15 protein-coding genes and 1 pseudogene are annotated in these 15693 nt (G+C 33.1%); 12 read left to right on the top strand and 4 right to left on the bottom strand.

Annotation, left to right across the window (positions count from 1 at the left end):
• Window positions 1-83: pseudogene (locus CP370_RS09720) on the top strand (IS200/IS605 family transposase); the annotation flags it as partial.
• Window positions 84-125: 42 nt separating this feature from the next.
• Here the strand turns inward: CP370_RS09720 and CP370_RS08075 are convergent.
• Complete coding sequence (locus CP370_RS08075) at window positions 126-584, bottom strand: GAF domain-containing protein (RefSeq protein ID WP_012845776.1); 459 nt, start codon at window positions 582-584, stop codon at window positions 126-128.
• 64 nt (window positions 585-648) lie between these two features.
• Window positions 649-1842 carry a chloride channel protein gene (locus CP370_RS08070; RefSeq protein WP_087730860.1) on the bottom strand — a complete coding sequence of 398 codons (1194 nt, stop codon included), beginning with the start codon at window positions 1840-1842 and terminating at the stop codon, window positions 649-651.
• Between the two features lie 126 nt (window positions 1843-1968).
• Between CP370_RS08070 and CP370_RS08065 the strand changes: the two genes are divergently transcribed.
• From CP370_RS08065 to CP370_RS08050, 4 genes are all read left to right on the top strand, one after another.
• Window positions 1969-2964 carry a class III bacteriocin gene (locus CP370_RS08065; protein ID WP_087713196.1) on the top strand — a complete coding sequence of 332 codons (996 nt, stop codon included), beginning with the start codon at window positions 1969-1971 and terminating at the stop codon, window positions 2962-2964.
• A gap of 67 nt (window positions 2965-3031) precedes the next feature.
• Entirely contained in the window at window positions 3032-3598 is a 567-nt protein-coding gene (locus CP370_RS08060; protein WP_087713195.1) for a DNA-3-methyladenine glycosylase I, read from the top strand.
• Window positions 3598-4536 (top strand): AEC family transporter, encoded by a 939-nt coding sequence (locus CP370_RS08055; protein WP_087713194.1) that lies wholly within the window; start codon window positions 3598-3600, stop codon window positions 4534-4536. The genes CP370_RS08060 and CP370_RS08055 overlap by 1 nt, the downstream gene beginning before the upstream one ends.
• A gap of 15 nt (window positions 4537-4551) precedes the next feature.
• Window positions 4552-5337, top strand: a complete 786-nt coding sequence (locus CP370_RS08050; RefSeq protein WP_087713193.1) for a CPBP family intramembrane glutamic endopeptidase — start codon at window positions 4552-4554, stop codon at window positions 5335-5337.
• 39 nt (window positions 5338-5376) lie between these two features.
• Here the strand turns inward: CP370_RS08050 and CP370_RS08045 are convergent, their stop codons facing one another.
• Complete coding sequence (locus tag CP370_RS08045) at window positions 5377-6129, bottom strand: MIP/aquaporin family protein (RefSeq protein ID WP_004896866.1); 753 nt, start codon at window positions 6127-6129, stop codon at window positions 5377-5379.
• A 203-nt stretch (window positions 6130-6332) separates the two neighbouring features.
• On the opposite strand from CP370_RS08045, the gene CP370_RS08040 reads away from it, so the two are divergent.
• From CP370_RS08040 to CP370_RS08025, 4 genes are all read left to right on the top strand, one after another.
• A complete protein-coding gene (locus tag CP370_RS08040; RefSeq protein WP_087713192.1) occupies window positions 6333-7811 on the top strand; it encodes an MFS transporter in 1479 nt (492 codons plus the stop codon).
• 106 nt (window positions 7812-7917) lie between these two features.
• Window positions 7918-9369, top strand: a complete 1452-nt coding sequence (locus CP370_RS08035; protein ID WP_087713191.1) for an MFS transporter — start codon at window positions 7918-7920, stop codon at window positions 9367-9369.
• Window positions 9370-9632: 263 nt separating this feature from the next.
• Window positions 9633-10859 carry an IS110 family transposase gene (locus CP370_RS08030; protein WP_087284957.1) on the top strand — a complete coding sequence of 409 codons (1227 nt, stop codon included), beginning with the start codon at window positions 9633-9635 and terminating at the stop codon, window positions 10857-10859.
• Between the two features lie 776 nt (window positions 10860-11635).
• Window positions 11636-13699 carry a glycoside hydrolase domain-containing protein gene (locus CP370_RS08025; protein ID WP_087713190.1) on the top strand — a complete coding sequence of 688 codons (2064 nt, stop codon included), beginning with the start codon at window positions 11636-11638 and terminating at the stop codon, window positions 13697-13699.
• A 9-nt stretch (window positions 13700-13708) separates the two neighbouring features.
• On the opposite strand, the gene CP370_RS08020 is transcribed toward CP370_RS08025, so the two are convergent.
• Complete coding sequence (locus CP370_RS08020) at window positions 13709-14287, bottom strand: hypothetical protein (RefSeq protein WP_087284958.1); 579 nt, start codon at window positions 14285-14287, stop codon at window positions 13709-13711.
• Window positions 14288-14380: 93 nt separating this feature from the next.
• On the opposite strand from CP370_RS08020, the gene CP370_RS08015 reads away from it, so the two are divergent.
• From CP370_RS08015 to CP370_RS08005, 3 genes are all read left to right on the top strand, one after another.
• Complete coding sequence (locus tag CP370_RS08015; RefSeq protein WP_053107465.1) at window positions 14381-14707, top strand: hypothetical protein; 327 nt, start codon at window positions 14381-14383, stop codon at window positions 14705-14707.
• Between the two features lie 227 nt (window positions 14708-14934).
• Window positions 14935-15363, top strand: a complete 429-nt coding sequence (locus CP370_RS08010; protein WP_087713463.1) for a GNAT family N-acetyltransferase — start codon at window positions 14935-14937, stop codon at window positions 15361-15363.
• An 84-nt stretch (window positions 15364-15447) separates the two neighbouring features.
• Window positions 15448-15657 carry a hypothetical protein gene (locus CP370_RS08005; protein ID WP_087713189.1) on the top strand — a complete coding sequence of 70 codons (210 nt, stop codon included), beginning with the start codon at window positions 15448-15450 and terminating at the stop codon, window positions 15655-15657.
• The last annotated feature ends 36 nt before the right edge of the window (window positions 15658-15693 follow it).

The following is a 15693-nucleotide window of genomic DNA, read 5'->3' as shown; positions in this document are numbered from 1 at the left end:
CAAAAGAAGTGGTAGAGAAATACATCAACGATCAAGTCTATAACGCAATCAAAGATGGTAAGCCCTATCCATCCCCGCATTAAAATACGGGGATTTACGGGCGGATTTCATTAAAAAATTGATTTTTAGAATTTAAACACCTTAGAAATTTCTTCTAAGTATTTTTGATCTAACTCATCGAAGTTAGATAATTTAGTTGAATCGAAATCAAAAACTCCCCATAAATCGCCATTTGTTTTAAAAATAGGGACAACAATTTCAGAATTTGACTCACTATCGCAGGCAATATGTCCAGCAAACTCATGCACATTTTTTACAATTTGAGTTTGCTTTTCTTTTGCAGCTGTTCCGCATACCCCTTTGCCAATTTGAATATGAACACAAGCTGGTTTTCCCTGGAAAGGGCCAAGAATCAATTCTTGGTTATCATAACGATATACACCAGCAAAGTTAACATTATTAAGTGAATTAAATAATAAAGCCGAAATATTTGCCGTATTTGCAATCCAATCGTTTTCGCCTTCAACTAATGCTTGGGCTTGTTTTAATAATAGTTGATAATTGTCTTCTGTAGTAGCAGCCATAATTGAATGCCTTCTTTCTGTTAAGTTGTTCTAATTCTAACATTAATTTAGTAAATTAAGGATTTTAAGCCAATTTTTTCAGAAGAAACTTATGTATCAACATAACTATATAGGCAGTAATAAAAATAAGTGGAGCTAAAGAAATTGGTAATAAAAAAATTAACAAGACAGCGGTAAGGAGTGGCTTTTCTAAAATAATAGTAATGCTAGCTACTACTGCTAAGGAGACAGTAATTGCGGGCTGGATAGGGATGAATTGAGCAATTGCAGCACCAACAGCAACACTAGCAAAAATTGCTGGGAAAATTTTACCTCCACGCCAGCCCATTGCAAAACCAGCATGCGTAGAAATTGTTTTAATTAGGGCAATTAACAGTAAGAAGAGTGGTGAATATGAGAGAGCAGTTTTAGAAAAAGGAACAATGTGAAATTCGCCTGAAAAAAGTGCGTAATCAGTTACTAAGGTTAAAAAACTTAGGACTATACCCCATAATGTTGCTTTTAAAAGTGCTGGTAATGCCCAACTTTCTACTTTAGTAAATATTTTTTCTAAATATAAGAAGAAATATGCAAAAAACATTCCACCTATAACAGGAACTAGACTATACCAGAGAATAGTCCATGACCAGTAAATTGGACGTTCATGAATTCCGAACGCTCCCTCTTCAGGAAAAAGTTTAAAGATCAAAATTGTTCCAATTAATCCAATTAAAATATTAAAGGTGATGAACCATTTTTTTTGATTTTTAGTTCTAAAAAGCTCACTAAACTTTGGGGATTGCAATAGAGTATCTTTATCAATGCCTATTTGCCAAAAATGAACCCAGCTTTTGTAATGAGTAGTCATCAATCTAATTTTATCTCCGAGCCAATTTATCATCCCCGAAGTAAGAACAGTGGTGGAAGCTTCTGGCCCAATACTTCCACCAGCTCCTAATGATAAAAGCCCTAAAGTAAAAGACTTCCACCAGGAATGATAATCAAGTTTTCCACTTTTCCGAACATCATGTAACACTTCTTCAATCGTTAAAGGATAGGAACCTAATTTCTTTACTAAGAAACCAATAATTATTCCAAATGGTATACAAATAAGAAAGGGATAAGCAGGACGCAAAGAAAAATTATTATGATGATTAAAGTAACCCCAAATAAAGTCAATAACATAATTGATTAGGTTCAGGTATAAAGCAGTTAAAATACCAATAATAAAACTCCATATACTACTAAAAATTAGAATGTTTATGCGTTTTTTAGCCATTATTTTCTATCAATTCCTTTATCCAATTTAGATTTATGATAGCAGTGTACTTTATTTGTTGTCTTGATTCAAATCGCTCATAATAAATTTGCAAGCAGGATAAATAAAGAAAGGATTTGTCCAGTTATGATTGGAAAAGAAACACAAATACGTTTAGTAAATAAGTTAGAGAATATACACCATGTTGTAGTTCAAGCTTCATCAATTGTTGGAAGTAATGTTTTTGCCTTGCAGCTTCTGCATAGACAAAGTGACGTTGTTGTGTATCAAACTCCAAATGATAGCGAAACTGTTACATTTGATGAAGACCATCCTATTTTATACTTAAAAGGTCCAAATTCAGCTGGAACTGCTGGTGGACATACCCAGACCTGGATACAAAGTGGAGAAAATAATAAATGGTTTGTTGGCACTAAACCCAAAAGACATGGAAATACATATTGGACCACACAAATTGCAAGAGTAACAGTACCGGGGTATCAAACACAGGTATTTGCTAATAATACTGATTTACCACGTCTTTCCTATCTTAACCGAGCAGGAGCTGGTTATAGGGATGGAGGTACAGTTTATCCAGGAAAAGATTTAGTAAGAGTAGAGGCCACTGTTTCACCAAATGGTCATTATTTCTTGATTGCAAGTATTGATATAAATCATACCGGTTATTTTGCGCTTTATGACCTTAACGAAGTAAATAACAAATTAGATGAGGCAGAAGAAAAAGCTGAAGATATTAATATTGAAAACTTAACATGCTTAGGAGCATTTAAGGTTCCTCATTTTAATGATCAAAAGATTGTCTCTATTCAGGGATACGGAATAGATGATAATAGGGATATTTATATTTCAAGTCAGCCAAGTCCACATACAACTTTTTTGGGTTTTCCAAGACAGGGAAAGCCTCGTGAAATTATTAAAATTCCGTGGGGGATGGTTGATCCAGATAAATGGTCTGTAGTTAATTTAGATAACAGCTTAAAACTTGATGCTTTAGATTTTTGTACTGAATTTGAAGGAATTCAAGTAACTAGCGACTGTCTTTACTTAACAGTAGCTTATCATCAGCGAAATAGCGACTTAACAACTCTAATGAATCGTATTTACCAAGTTGAAAAATTTTAGAATGAAAAATAGGCAGACTTTTAAGTCTGTCTATTTTGCTATAATTGATAAAAATGAGGTGTAAGAAATGGAAAAAATTCGTTGTAGTTGGGGAAATAGTAAGAATTTACTCTACCGAAAATACCACGATGAAGAGTGGGGTAAGTTAAATCTAGATTCAACCTACTTATATGAAATGCTTGTATTAGAAAGTTTTCAATCGGGATTATCCTGGGAAACAATTTTAAATAAACGTGAAAATTTTCGAAAGGCATTTGCAAATTTTAACTATCATAAAGTAGCCAAATTTAATGAAGCTGATTTTGAAAGATTGATGCAAGACAAAGGAATTATCCGTAATCGACTAAAGATTAATTCTGCAATTAATAATGCGAAAGTTTTAGTTAAACTAGAAAACAACAATCAAACTTTCAAACAAATTCTAACTAAGTTTATCCCTGAACCAATTAATCACCATCCTAAAAAAATGGAAGATGTTCCTACTTCAAATGAATTATCTAACCAAATTTCAAAAGAAATGAAAAATCTCGGATTTAAATTTGTTGGTCCAATAACAATATATTCATTTTTACAGGCAGTTGGATTAATAAATGATCATATAGAAACTTGTAGTTTTAAGAATGGAGAACTGTAATGCCTTTACTACTACCGACAAAACAAGTAGTGATTATGTTTATTTTAATGTTTGTTGGCTGGATCTGCTATCAGGTGAAATTTCTCCATGAACAAACAGTAAAAGATTTAACTAAAATCCTTCTTTACGTGGTATCGCCATGCTTAATTATTAATTCTTTTCGCCAAACTTTTTCAGTTACTAGATTAGTACAATTTAGTTTGATTTTTTTACTAGTACTAGTTTTATTTGTATTTAAAATTATTGTAAGCTCAGTTCTCTTTAACAAAAGAATAATTAAAGACGAGCAAAAAAGAACAATTCTCCGATATGCTGGAACTTACACTAATGCAGGTTTTATGGGAATTCCTTTAGTACAAGCGCTTTTAGGAAATAATGGTGTGTTTTTTGCAGTACCATATTTGATTATTTATAACATCTTTATGTGGACGCATGGGATTAGGATGTTTACTGGGAAGAAGCAGTCATTTAAAGAGAGTGTTCGTCAAGCTATCGTTAATCCTAATATTATTGCAGCGATTGTAGGGATGATATTATTTGTAATTCAAATTAAATTACCTGATATAGTTTCTGACCCTATGAATTATATTGCTAATTTGAATACTCCTCTAAGTATGATTGTTATTGGTACAAATCTTGGAGCCATTAATTTAAAAGAAGACTGGCATGATAAATTGGTTTGGAGTGGAGTATTAGTTAGAAACCTATTTTTCCCATTAATAATTTTAGGCTTCTTACTAATTTTACCGCTTCCATCAATTGCTAAAATGACAACTTTAATTATGGCCGCTTGTCCAGTAGCAGGAGTAGTAGTGCTTTTTAGTTTAATCAGTAATTTTGAAGTAAAATTTCCTACTAAATTAATGTGTTTATCTACTTTAGTAGCCATTATTACCATTCCAGTCATAATTAGTTTGGCTAATTTAATGGGAATATAGAGGGAAAATGGAAAAATGAAAGAAAAGAAGAATAACTATTTAGCAATCAATAAAACTGGTCTATCAATTAAGTGGATCACAATAGCATCACTAGTCTATCTGCTAATCTATACTGAAGCTGGTCAGATAGTAACAGCATTTTCTGAACTTTGGGCTCCAATATTATATTTAGTGATTGTTTGCTTTTTAGCACTGGGAGCAAAAATATTTTATAAAACAGATCGTGTTTTTATTAAGTTACCTAAAGAGGGTAAAGTTAAGATCTTAACCATTATCTTTTGTATTATGTTAATGGCTTTATACTTTTTAATGAATCTGATTACAAGTTGGGTCCAGGTCTTTAATTTAATGCCTGAAATGATGTGGTCTTCTATTTGTGTTGCTTTAGCTGCTGGAATCGGAGAGGAATTTCTTTGTCGTGTAACTTTGTTTAATTTATTTACCAAGATTTTTGAAAATAAACAGTATGTTTTGCTTTGGTCGAGCATTTTTTCTTCAGTTTTATTTGGATTATTTCATTTGATTAACTTAGGACATGGGGCAGCGCTAGATGCAACTTTCCAACAAGTTTATTATGCAACTGCTATCGGGTTAGCCTTCTCCTATCTGCATATTTTTACTAATCGAATCTGGCCATGTATTCTAATGCATTTTTTATTAGATTTACAACCAAATATTGCAAATATGAATGCTGAGGCTTCATCATGGGGTCCGATATTAATTATTTTTGGAATTGTGATAATTGTTTCGATAATTTGTATTTATGCTTTTAATAAAAGAGTTAATAAAGTTGAAAATTAAAAAAAGCAGATCACTTGATCTGCTTTTTTATCAGAATAATTAAAGTCCAAATGGAATCTTGTAAAGGAAAATTCCGATGATTGCACCTAAGATAGGAGCAACTACAGGAACCCAGCCATAGCTCCAGTGAGCATCCTTTTTATTAGGAATTGGTAAGATTGAGTAAACAAGTCTTGGACCGAAGTCACGTGCCGGGTTAAGGGCTGGACCAGTTGGACCACCAAGTGCCATAACTAAAGCAGTGATTAAGAATCCTACACCGATATTGGCAATGTCAACTGCTTGTTTGAAGAACATACCCTTGTATAAACCGATTGCAACAAACATTAAGACACCAGTACCGACAAGTTCAGAAATGAAACCATTCCATTTACTGTTAACGCAGTCGCTAGTAGCAAAACATGCAAAAACAATATTAGAGTCGGTAGATTTTTTAATATATGGCCAGTAAATAGTGATAATAAGAAGTTGACCACAAATTGCACCAAGAACTTGTGAAATAATGTAAGGTGTTACTTGTGCCCAGGGGAAGACACCAGCAGTAGCTTGAGCAAGTGTAACGGCTGGATTAAGGTGGTTACCAGAAATTGATCCAAAAAGCATTGCTGGAAGCATAACACCAAAACCAAAACTGAAGGCAATTAAAATCCAACCTCCATTGGCTTTGCCATCATGAGCATTACCAGTAGTTCCTTTTAAAAATGAGTTGGCAACGGCACCGTTACCAAACATAACCATGATTAGCGTACCGAAAAATTCGGCAAAATACTTAAGCATCCAACTATGTTCCATAAGATACTTTTTCCTTTCTCGAAAAAATAAGTGAAAAATAAACACAAGTACTGATTATACCTAAGTTTACAAAAAAAGCATAGATATTTTTTAAAGAATCTTGCAATTTTAAGCAAAAAGTTTGCATAATAAGAAGATAAATGTCCAAGCTCTAATTACCAAATGTAATAAGGGCTCTTTTTGTTATTGAGGGAAGTGCTTTAATGAATAAAAAACAGATTACGATGGTGACTGTAGCGTTGATGCTCGGGAACGTTATGGCAGGGTTAGATGGAACTATTACTAATACGTCTATTCCTGCCATCGTTTCAGCGTTACATGGGATCCAATTTATGGGGTGGATTGTGGCAGTCTACCTCTTAGGAATGTCTGTTTCAATACCAATTTGGACAAAAATTGGAGAAAAAATTACTAATAAATTAGCTTTTGAGATTGCACTAGTGCTGTTTGTTTTAGGTTCAACACTTGAAGGACTAGCACCTAATATCTACTTTTTCTTAGTTGCTCGAATGATTATGGGAATTGGTGGTGGAGGAATGGGGTCCTTGCCTTATATTATTGCAGGATACGTCTTTCCAAATATTAAGAAAAGAACCCAAGTTTTGGGATATTTGACAGCTAGTTTCAATGGAGCAGCAATTTTAGGACCTTTAGCGGGAGGTTGGCTAATTGATGCTTTATCATGGCACTGGGTATTTTATATTAATATTCCAATTGGTTTAGTTGCGTTATTAATTTCCTTGATCTATTACAAGCCAGTTACACCAAAAACTGCCCCAGTTTTTGATTTACAAGGAGCATTTTTGCTAGTGAGTGGTTTAATTATGTTTTTAATGGGAATCCAACTATTGGGATTAACTGCAACTTGGATTGTAGTAGGGTTAATCCTATTTAGCTTAGTTTTACTGATCTTTTTCTTTTTGCATGAAGCTAAGGAAGAAAATCCAATTATTCCTTTATCTATTTTTAGCAATCATGATCTAAATGGTGATTTGATTTTATTTGCGACTACGTGGGGTGCTTTTATTGCTGTAAATACATATTTACCAATGTGGGCTCAAGCTCTTTTAGGAATGTCAGCTTTAATGGGTGGGATGACGTTAATTCCTAACTCAATCGTTGAAATTATTGCATCCCAAACAGTTGCTACAATTCAAGAAAAAATTAGAACTTTTACGCTAGTAATGATCGGAATTGTTACAATGATGATTTCATCTGGTGGTCTTTTCTTAGCTAATGATCAAACTCCTCTCTGGATATTAATTTTGATTGGGGCATTTTCCGGCATTGGAGTAGGATTTATTTTTGTTGCACTTCAAGTAAAAGTACAAATCGATGCTGGAATGGAAGATATGGCAACTGCGACCTCAACTTCTTATTTAATTAGAATTTTAGCTCAAACTGTTATGGCAGCCGTATACGGGGTCATCATGAATTTAGCGTTAGCGAGTGGCATTAATACCCATTCAAATATCACGATGCATATGATGAATGAACTAAGTGACGCAAAATCAGCTAAGCTATTGCCGCAGTCTTTACTACCAGAAATGCGTAAAATTTTTCACAGTGGTATACACGAAATTATGGCTGTTTCATTCATCTTATTATTAATTGCAACCATCTTTAATTTTTATTTTAATTTTAAACAACCGAATAAGAAAATTAATAGATCATCAAAATAAAGCTTGTGTTTAAGGAATTAAGCAAGTATATTTTAGATAAGATTATTAGCCTTAATTATTGTGAAATAATTGGGGCTTTTTATTTCGTAGAAAAGTAGGTGTACTGATGACAAAAAAGCAAGTAACGATGGTCACATTTGCTATGGTTTTGGCTAATGTAATGGCGGGATTAGATAGCACGATTATTAACACAGCAATTCCAGCTATTGTTGCAGACTTACATGGAATTCAATTCATGGGGTGGATAATTGCCATTATGCTCTTAGGGATGTCTGTTTCAACCCCAATTTGGACTAAAGTTGGGGAAAAGATTGGTAATAAGTCGGCTTTTGAATTATCGTTACTCTTTTTTGTATTAGGGTCACTTTTTCAGGGACTGGCAAATAATATGTATTTTTTCCTTTTAGCTCGAGCTTTAATGGGAGTAGGGGCTGGAGGAATGGGTTCGCTACCCTATATAATGGCTGGTTTTATCTTTGATAATATTAAAGCAAGAACAAAAATTTTAGGTTATTTAGGGGCTGCCTTTAGTGTAGCAGCTATTATCGGACCGTTAGTAGGTGGTTATTTGGTTGATTCACTTTCTTGGCATTGGGTCTTTTATATCAATATTCCGATTGGACTTTTAGCAATTTTTCTTTCATTGTTCTATTATCGTGAAGGTACAATTAAAGAGACTCCAAAGTTTGATGTATTGGGCTCTTTCCTAATTATTGTTGGTTTAACTTTACTTTTATTAGGAATCCAACTTCTTGGTTTAACTAGCAGCTGGATTGTGATCAGCTTAGTCGTTGCTGGCATAATTTTACTAGTCTTATTTTTTATGCATGAAGAAAATCACCCCAATCCAGTTGTACCTATTAGCATGTTTAAAAATCGTGCTTTAGTTGGAGATTTTTTACTTTTTATTTTTAGCTGGGGAGCTTTTTTAGCTGTAAATACCTATTTGCCAATGTGGGCGCAAGGATTACTTGGAACAACTGCATTACTTGGCGGGATGACGCTAATTCCTAATTCTTTAGTTGATGTTGTAGGGACTTTAGTAGTTAACCCCTTAAAAGCACGCTTTAGTAATCGAACTCTGCTCTCAATGGGATTAATTTGTATTTTGATTTCGTCTTTAGGTTTAGCACTAGCGCCGCAAAGTACTAACATTTGGTGGTTAGCTGGTATCGGAACTTTTTCTGGCTTTGGTGTGGGTTTTATTTTTGTTTTACTTCAAATAAAAGTTCAGGTTGATGCTAGTGAAAAAAATATGGCACCAGCAACGTCACTTTCATATTTGATTAGAATTTTAGCTCAGACTGTGATGGCTGCAGTTTATGGAGTAATTATGAATATGGAATTAGCGCGCGGAGTAAGAGAGAATTCTGGTATAACAATGGGGATGCTCAATAAATTAAGTGATGCCAATTCCGCAAAAAGTTTGCCACAACACTTGCTGCCAACAATGAGAAATATTTTTCATTTAGGACTTCAAGAAATTATGTGGTGTGCGACCGCCTTATTAGTAATTGCAATTGTTTTAAATTTAGTATTTAACAAAAAGAGTAAATAAAACATTCTAAGCTAAATAGTGAATTAGTTATCCGACGGGATAATTGATTCACTATTTTTGTTCTTTTGTAGAATAGAAATAGTAGTAAAACTATATGTCACACGGCCTTTAGACGCTTGACGTCGTATATAAAACTGGCAGTTTTGCTTAGGTTTTCAATAGTCTCTTCGAAGAATGTGGACACTTTGATGTCGAGTTTAGAAAATTAGATCTGATTTCTTAGGTAAATACGTTTTACTACTTAGCTTTAGGAGGTTTATTTTATGCAAGTTACTTTTGGAATTGATGTAAGCAAGTCTACTTCTACTGTTTGTGAGTTAATTGGTGAAAGTAAAAATGAACTCACGATTACCAATGATCATTCTGGTTTTATTCAGCTGCTTAAAGAACTATCTGCTTTTTCTAAGCATCCACAAATAATCTTTGAAGCTACTGGAGTCTACTCACGCAGATTGCAAGCCTTCCTTGAAGATTATGACTATGATTATGTAATTATTAATCCACTTAAAGCTAAAAAGGAAATGGACCTTGGATTAAGACACAACAAGACTGATAAAACTGATGCCTACCATCTCGCTCTAATTCAAAGGCTTCATCATCATCCAGTTAATCATCTTCAATCTCAAACTTATAAGCAGCTCAATTCACTGAGTCACTTCTATGATCAGCTAACAAGTGACTTGGTAATGGCAAAAAATAGGCTTCATCAAGCTTTACAGTCAACTTTCCCTGAGATTGAAACTTTATTTTGTTCTGCCAAAGGCAAAAATTATTGGCAAATATTACTCCATTATCCTCATTGTGATTTAGTGAGAAAAAATGATAAAAAGCAAATTATTAATTGGTTGGTGCAGTTAAAAGGCGTTGGTTTTAAGCATGCACAAAAGACTGCAGATAAATTGATCACATTAGCTTATAAAGCTTATCCTGTTGTTTCATGTGACAGCGTAGAAGTCGAACAGGTGCAATACTATGCCCATAGACTGCTTAGCTTAAGTGAGTACAGAGAAAAGATAATTGAGCGAATGGTCCAGTTAGCCAAATCCTTGCCTAATCATGATTTAGAAAACCTAGAAAGTATTCCAGGCTTTGCACAGACTACTGCAGTTAGAGTCTTGTCAGAATTAGGAAATTTACGCAGGTTTAGTAATCCTAATAAAATTAATGCCTTTATTGGAATTGATCCAGGCAGATATCAATCCGGTGAAATGGACTCTAATTTGAGCATTACTAAGCATGGCAATGCAGTGGCACGCAAGCTACTATATCGCGCTATTGGTCAAATTGATAATGCATCAAAGACCAATCCTTGTCATATAGCAGACTATTATGAAAGCAAAAAGCTATCCTCTCAAACCAAAGGGTTCAAGAAGATAGCTATTGCTTCAATACATAAATTAATCAGAACAATCTATGCTCTGATTATCAATGATCAACTATATGATTACAACGTAGCCACACATAACCAAAAAGACTTTAGTCGTAATTAATTGATCAAGTACATTATAAAACGAAGTCTGTAAAAATAATACATTTACAGGCTTATTTGTCATATCATCTTTTAAAAATAATTCGCCCATAATTTCTATTTATCAAAAATACAACTAAAAAATAAAGTCAAATACCCTATTGTGCTTGACTTTACGTAGAAAAAGGTTGATAGATAATCGTTAAAGAAAACGACTATCTATCAACCTTTTACTTTATTAATTATTATTTACTAATTACTCTTTTTAATTTTGCCGACAGCTATTGGTAAAGTAACATGTGGACCATAGTTTAAAACGCTGCCTTGAACCGTATCTGGAAGAGATAAGCTGTTAGGCACGCCGTGAATATAAACTACGCGTTTATCTAGAGCTAGATCAGTTGTATTAAAGATTTCTTTAAAATGCTTCTTTAATTCATTTAAAGGAACATCAGCTTCGTATAGATAGTGACCATATTCATCAGCATGTGGATAAGAATCAGTAGGAATATTAATTTCTTCGGGATTTGTATTGAAAGGAACGTACGTAGAAGAGTTGCTTAAGAAATATAAGTTAATTTAGTAGGTTGAAAATTTAATAGTTAAAAAGCTTTACTCGTTTTGATGATGAGTAAAGCTTTTTTTTGATGTAGAATGAAAAAATAAAAAAATCGCTTGACATTATCATGCTTATCTTGATAAGCATGAGCTATAGTTCATGCTTATCTTGTAATATTTAAATTGTTCCCGGGAATAAAAGAAAAAAGTGAGAATAATTTAAAGTTTCGGAGGAAAAATATGGACGAAAGAGTAAAAGAAGTTCAAGTGTGGCTAAATAAGACTTATAAAGGAGTCAATGGATTTGAAAAAGCTCCTGAAAATGGAAGAACTGGTTGGGCAACTATTTATAGTTTACGAGAAGCATTGCAGCATGAATTGGGCATTTCGACATTAGGGCAAGGATTTGGCGATATGACTAAGTCAGCTTTAAAAAATAAGATTGGATCATTAGTTGAAGGCTATAGTGGCAATATTGTAAAGCTAATTAAAGGTGCATTTTGGTGTAAAGGAATTAGTCCGACAGACTTTACCAGTAAATTTAATGATAATCTTACTTCTGCTATTAAAGAATTGCAAAACGATGCTGGTGTAACAGTTAGTGGTAAATTAACTGTTAATCTAATGGCTGCTTTGTTTGATATGAGCGCTTTTGTTTTAATTGAAGGCCAAGGTAAAAGCGGTGTACGTTCAATGCAGAGATATTTAAATGGTAAATATAGCGATGAATTAGGGATTTTACCTTGTGATGGAATTTACCAGCGAGCAACAAATACAGCTTTAATTTTTGCACTACAGAAAGCTATTGGGATTGCTGGTGCTAACGGTAATTATGGTCCCGGTACAATTGCTGCTACTCCAACTGTTAGTCAAGGTGCCAATGGAGAAGTAGTGAGAATTATCCAGTATGGTTTATATGTAAATGGATTTTACGATGGTAGCTGTGATGGTAATTATACAAGCGAAGTATCTAACGCTGTTGTTGCATTCAGAAAGTTTATGAATTTGCCACCATTTACAGGAACATCAGACTTAACAGTGATTAAAGGCTTATTAACAAGCAATGGTAATACAAATCGCGATTCAATTGCGTTAGATACTTCTACTCAATTAACTTCAAAGGACGTAACTAATTTTAAAAACTATGGTTTTAGTATTGTGGGGAGATACTTAACTGGTTCAGTTGGAGCAGGGGCCTCTAAAAGAGATAAGTATTTAACAGCTGCTGAAATTAAGAGAATTACTGATGCTGGTTTAGCAATTTATCCTATTTATGAAGATGGTGGATATGAGATAGAATATTTTAGCAGAATACAAGGATATCGAGATGGTATCAAAGCGGTCAATCAAGCATCTAAATTAGGCTTTCCTGCTGGAGCAACAATTTATTTTGCGGTAGATGTAGATATTCAAGATGGTGATATCGATGGGACGGTTGTTCCATATATGGAAGGAGTAGTATCAGCTCTTGCGTCTTCTAGATATAATCCAGGCATTTATGGAACAAGAAATGTATGTCTTCATGGTGAAAAAGTTGGAATGAAGTATAGCTTTGTGGCTGATATGTCATATGGCTGGAGCGGTAACTTAGGCTTTAAGATGCCAAAAAATTGGGCCTTTGATCAGTTTGTTGAATATCCTATTGGTGGAACGCCAATTGACCAAGTGGCTGCTTCAGGTAAAGATAGTGGTACTAAATATTTCAGCCCGGGTACTGAAAATACAATTTCGGTTTCAGATGCTTTAGATAATATTCGTAAAAATTTAGGTAATAAATTTGCAGTTGATTTAAATAAAACAATTACTATTTCTAATGGTCCAGCTTTAAAGGTGACTTTAACAGCAACAGACAGTTTTTCAGAAGTGGGATCTTCGCCAGTATTCACAATTAGTAATGGAAAATTAAATTCAGCAAATATTACTAATTGGCTAGCTAATACTTACGGATTAAAACCAGAGAAACTTGGCATTGTAGTCAATGGTGCTGGTACATTAGTGGAGTCCTCAAAAATTACTGCTGGAAATATTTCTGTTAAGGTGTCAGCTAATAGTAATGACGAGTATAAATTATCCTTTATTTGTAATGTAATTAAAGAGGAGGACAAATTATTAGACAACGAACTTTCACTTATCATTGATATGACAATTAAACCATTACCATTTTTAAACGGTATCCCTAACTTAAATGTAAATCTATCTGCTGAAAATGCGGGCCGAACTGTAGTATTAATTGGTATTGCAGCCTTAGCTCTAGTAATTATGGGAAATCCTGAATTGCTTCCTGTAGCAATTGCTGCTATTTAAATTACACTATTAAAATTTAAAATAGTATTTACATCTATTTTTTATTGTTAAAAATAATTTAGTTTTTTTGAGTACTGTATTATTTTGAGATTTTGAAATTATTTTTATAATTACCTTCTGATGATGATTATTTAAATTAGAATCTTTAAACGAACTAATAATATACATCTTTTTTGTATTAATAAATATTGCAGTATCTAAGTCTAAGATTCCAGCAGAATTAATATTTTTTGATGAGATATTATATTTATTTTTTAGAATAGAAATATCGGAATTTGATAAAGAAAATAGAGAAATTAATGTTGGAGTTGGGTATTGTTGGGCCCAAAAAAATGCAGCATAGATTGTCATGATTAACGGAGAAAATATTCCTAATAAACAAATTATTTTAGACAAAAAATTAGCATTATTTAAAGATAATATAAAAAATATAGTTGCTAAGAAATAAATTATATGTATAAAAAAACGTGTAAAGCGAGACTTTTGGGGTACATAGATTAAATTTAGAAAAAACACTAGCCATGTTGCCTTAAATACATCCCACTTAGTTAAGCGAGATAAAAAAATAGGGTTGTCTTGTGAATTCATAAAAAACACCTTTCGAAAGTTATAGATGTTACGATTTTAAAAGATAAAAAGTTGAATGTCAAAATTAATTAGTTTAAAGAAAAGAGGAGAGGATTGAGTACAAAGGACTATATAGAATTATTAGAGCTGGCTTTATGGATTATTAGTATTATTAGTGTGACTGTATTAGGGTATGTTCATTTTAAGGAAAAACAACAAATATATTTTATCCAACTTGCTAGACAGCTAATGATTGATTATGTATATTTTTATGATAAAGAACTTATCTCAAATGAGAAAAAGTTAAATAATGTAGTAAGAGCAGTTGTGACCAGCTTAGAGAAAAAAGGATTCGTAGTTTCTGAAAATGATGTAAAAAATATCATTGCTGGTATTGAAAAGATAGTAACTGACTTACGATTGAAACAGATTAATAGTTAAAGCAATAGGGGCGAGCAGACAAGCTTGTCCCTATTTTGTATAGCATTAGAAATTTGATTTTTAAAGAAAAGTATTTTTTAATTAAAGAAGTAAATTATAATTTAGAAAAGAGAAGGATTCTTATTTTAGACGAACAACCCGCCCGATGGGGCTCTAAGAATTATCATAAAGTTAAAGATTTATATTATAGTGCTTTTCCAGAATGGGAAAGATTCTCATGGATCTCAATGGTATTAATGAGCTTGCGAAAGAAACTCCAACTTAATGCCGTTTATGATGGAGAAGTATTTTGCGGAATGGTTTGTTACTATATTAGTGACAATACTGTTTATTTGGCGTACTTAGCTGTTGAACCAGAATTACGTGGCAATGGATATGGGAGCAGAATTTTACATATGCTTGAAGAAAAATATCCAGATCAGCAAATTGTATTAGATATTGAACCGCTTGATCCTGATGCAGAGAATTATCATCAACGTGTTAGTCGTTTGCGTTTTTACCAGAAGAATGGTTGGCGTAGAACGCACCAGATGTTGGTTGACGCGGATGGTGAATTTGAAGCCTTAGTTGATCAAAATCACTTTGATAAAAAAGATTTTGCTAAGACATTGAAGCAAATGAGTTTAGGTTTTTATCGCTTTAGAATTGAAAAATAATATTTTTAGTCACTCAATTATTGAGTGGCTGCTTTTTTTATAGAAAAGTATAAAACAGTTTATAGTAATAAATGAGGAAAAATAATGAACCCATTTAATTCAACATTTGGTGATGTTCCTAAAATATTTTTAGATAGATCGAAACAGATAAATATCGTAATTAAGGGCCTTGAGGAACTTGTAAGTCCATATCAAATTACTTTTGTTTATGGTTTACGTGGATCAGGTAAAACTACTTTTTTAAGTGATATTAGCAATCAGATGTCTAAAAAGATGTGTCTGGGAAAAAACTAACTTTCAGATACCAAAAGACGATCAATCCAACTCTTA

The sequence above is a fragment of the Lactobacillus sp. UMNPBX19 genome, from assembly GCF_002553805.1.
GTDB lineage: Bacteria > Bacillota > Bacilli > Lactobacillales > Lactobacillaceae > Lactobacillus.
The sequence above is the reverse complement of the archived record's forward strand: the minus strand, read 5'-3'. Positions and strand labels throughout refer to the sequence as shown.

Bases quoted from the DNA above. Each gene is read 5' to 3' on its own strand.
- CP370_RS08075 (WP_012845776.1), bottom strand. From the start codon at position 584: ATGGCTGCTACTACAGAAGACAATTATCAACTATTATTAAAACAAGCC.
- CP370_RS08070 (WP_087730860.1), bottom strand. From the start codon at position 1,842: ATGGCTAAAAAACGCATAAACATTCTAATTTTTAGTAGTATATGGAGT.
- CP370_RS08065 (WP_087713196.1), top strand. From the start codon at position 1,969: ATGATTGGAAAAGAAACACAAATACGTTTAGTAAATAAGTTAGAGAAT.
- CP370_RS08060 (WP_087713195.1), top strand. From the start codon at position 3,032: ATGGAAAAAATTCGTTGTAGTTGGGGAAATAGTAAGAATTTACTCTAC.
- CP370_RS08055 (WP_087713194.1), top strand. From the start codon at position 3,598: ATGCCTTTACTACTACCGACAAAACAAGTAGTGATTATGTTTATTTTA.
- CP370_RS08050 (WP_087713193.1), top strand. From the start codon at position 4,552: ATGAAAGAAAAGAAGAATAACTATTTAGCAATCAATAAAACTGGTCTA.
- CP370_RS08045 (WP_004896866.1), bottom strand. From the start codon at position 6,129: ATGGAACATAGTTGGATGCTTAAGTATTTTGCCGAATTTTTCGGTACG.
- CP370_RS08040 (WP_087713192.1), top strand. From the start codon at position 6,333: ATGAATAAAAAACAGATTACGATGGTGACTGTAGCGTTGATGCTCGGG.
- CP370_RS08035 (WP_087713191.1), top strand. From the start codon at position 7,918: ATGACAAAAAAGCAAGTAACGATGGTCACATTTGCTATGGTTTTGGCT.
- CP370_RS08030 (WP_087284957.1), top strand. From the start codon at position 9,633: ATGCAAGTTACTTTTGGAATTGATGTAAGCAAGTCTACTTCTACTGTT.
- CP370_RS08025 (WP_087713190.1), top strand. From the start codon at position 11,636: ATGGACGAAAGAGTAAAAGAAGTTCAAGTGTGGCTAAATAAGACTTAT.
- CP370_RS08020 (WP_087284958.1), bottom strand. From the start codon at position 14,287: ATGAATTCACAAGACAACCCTATTTTTTTATCTCGCTTAACTAAGTGG.
- CP370_RS08010 (WP_087713463.1), top strand. From the start codon at position 14,935: ATGGTATTAATGAGCTTGCGAAAGAAACTCCAACTTAATGCCGTTTAT.
- CP370_RS08005 (WP_087713189.1), top strand. From the start codon at position 15,448: ATGAACCCATTTAATTCAACATTTGGTGATGTTCCTAAAATATTTTTA.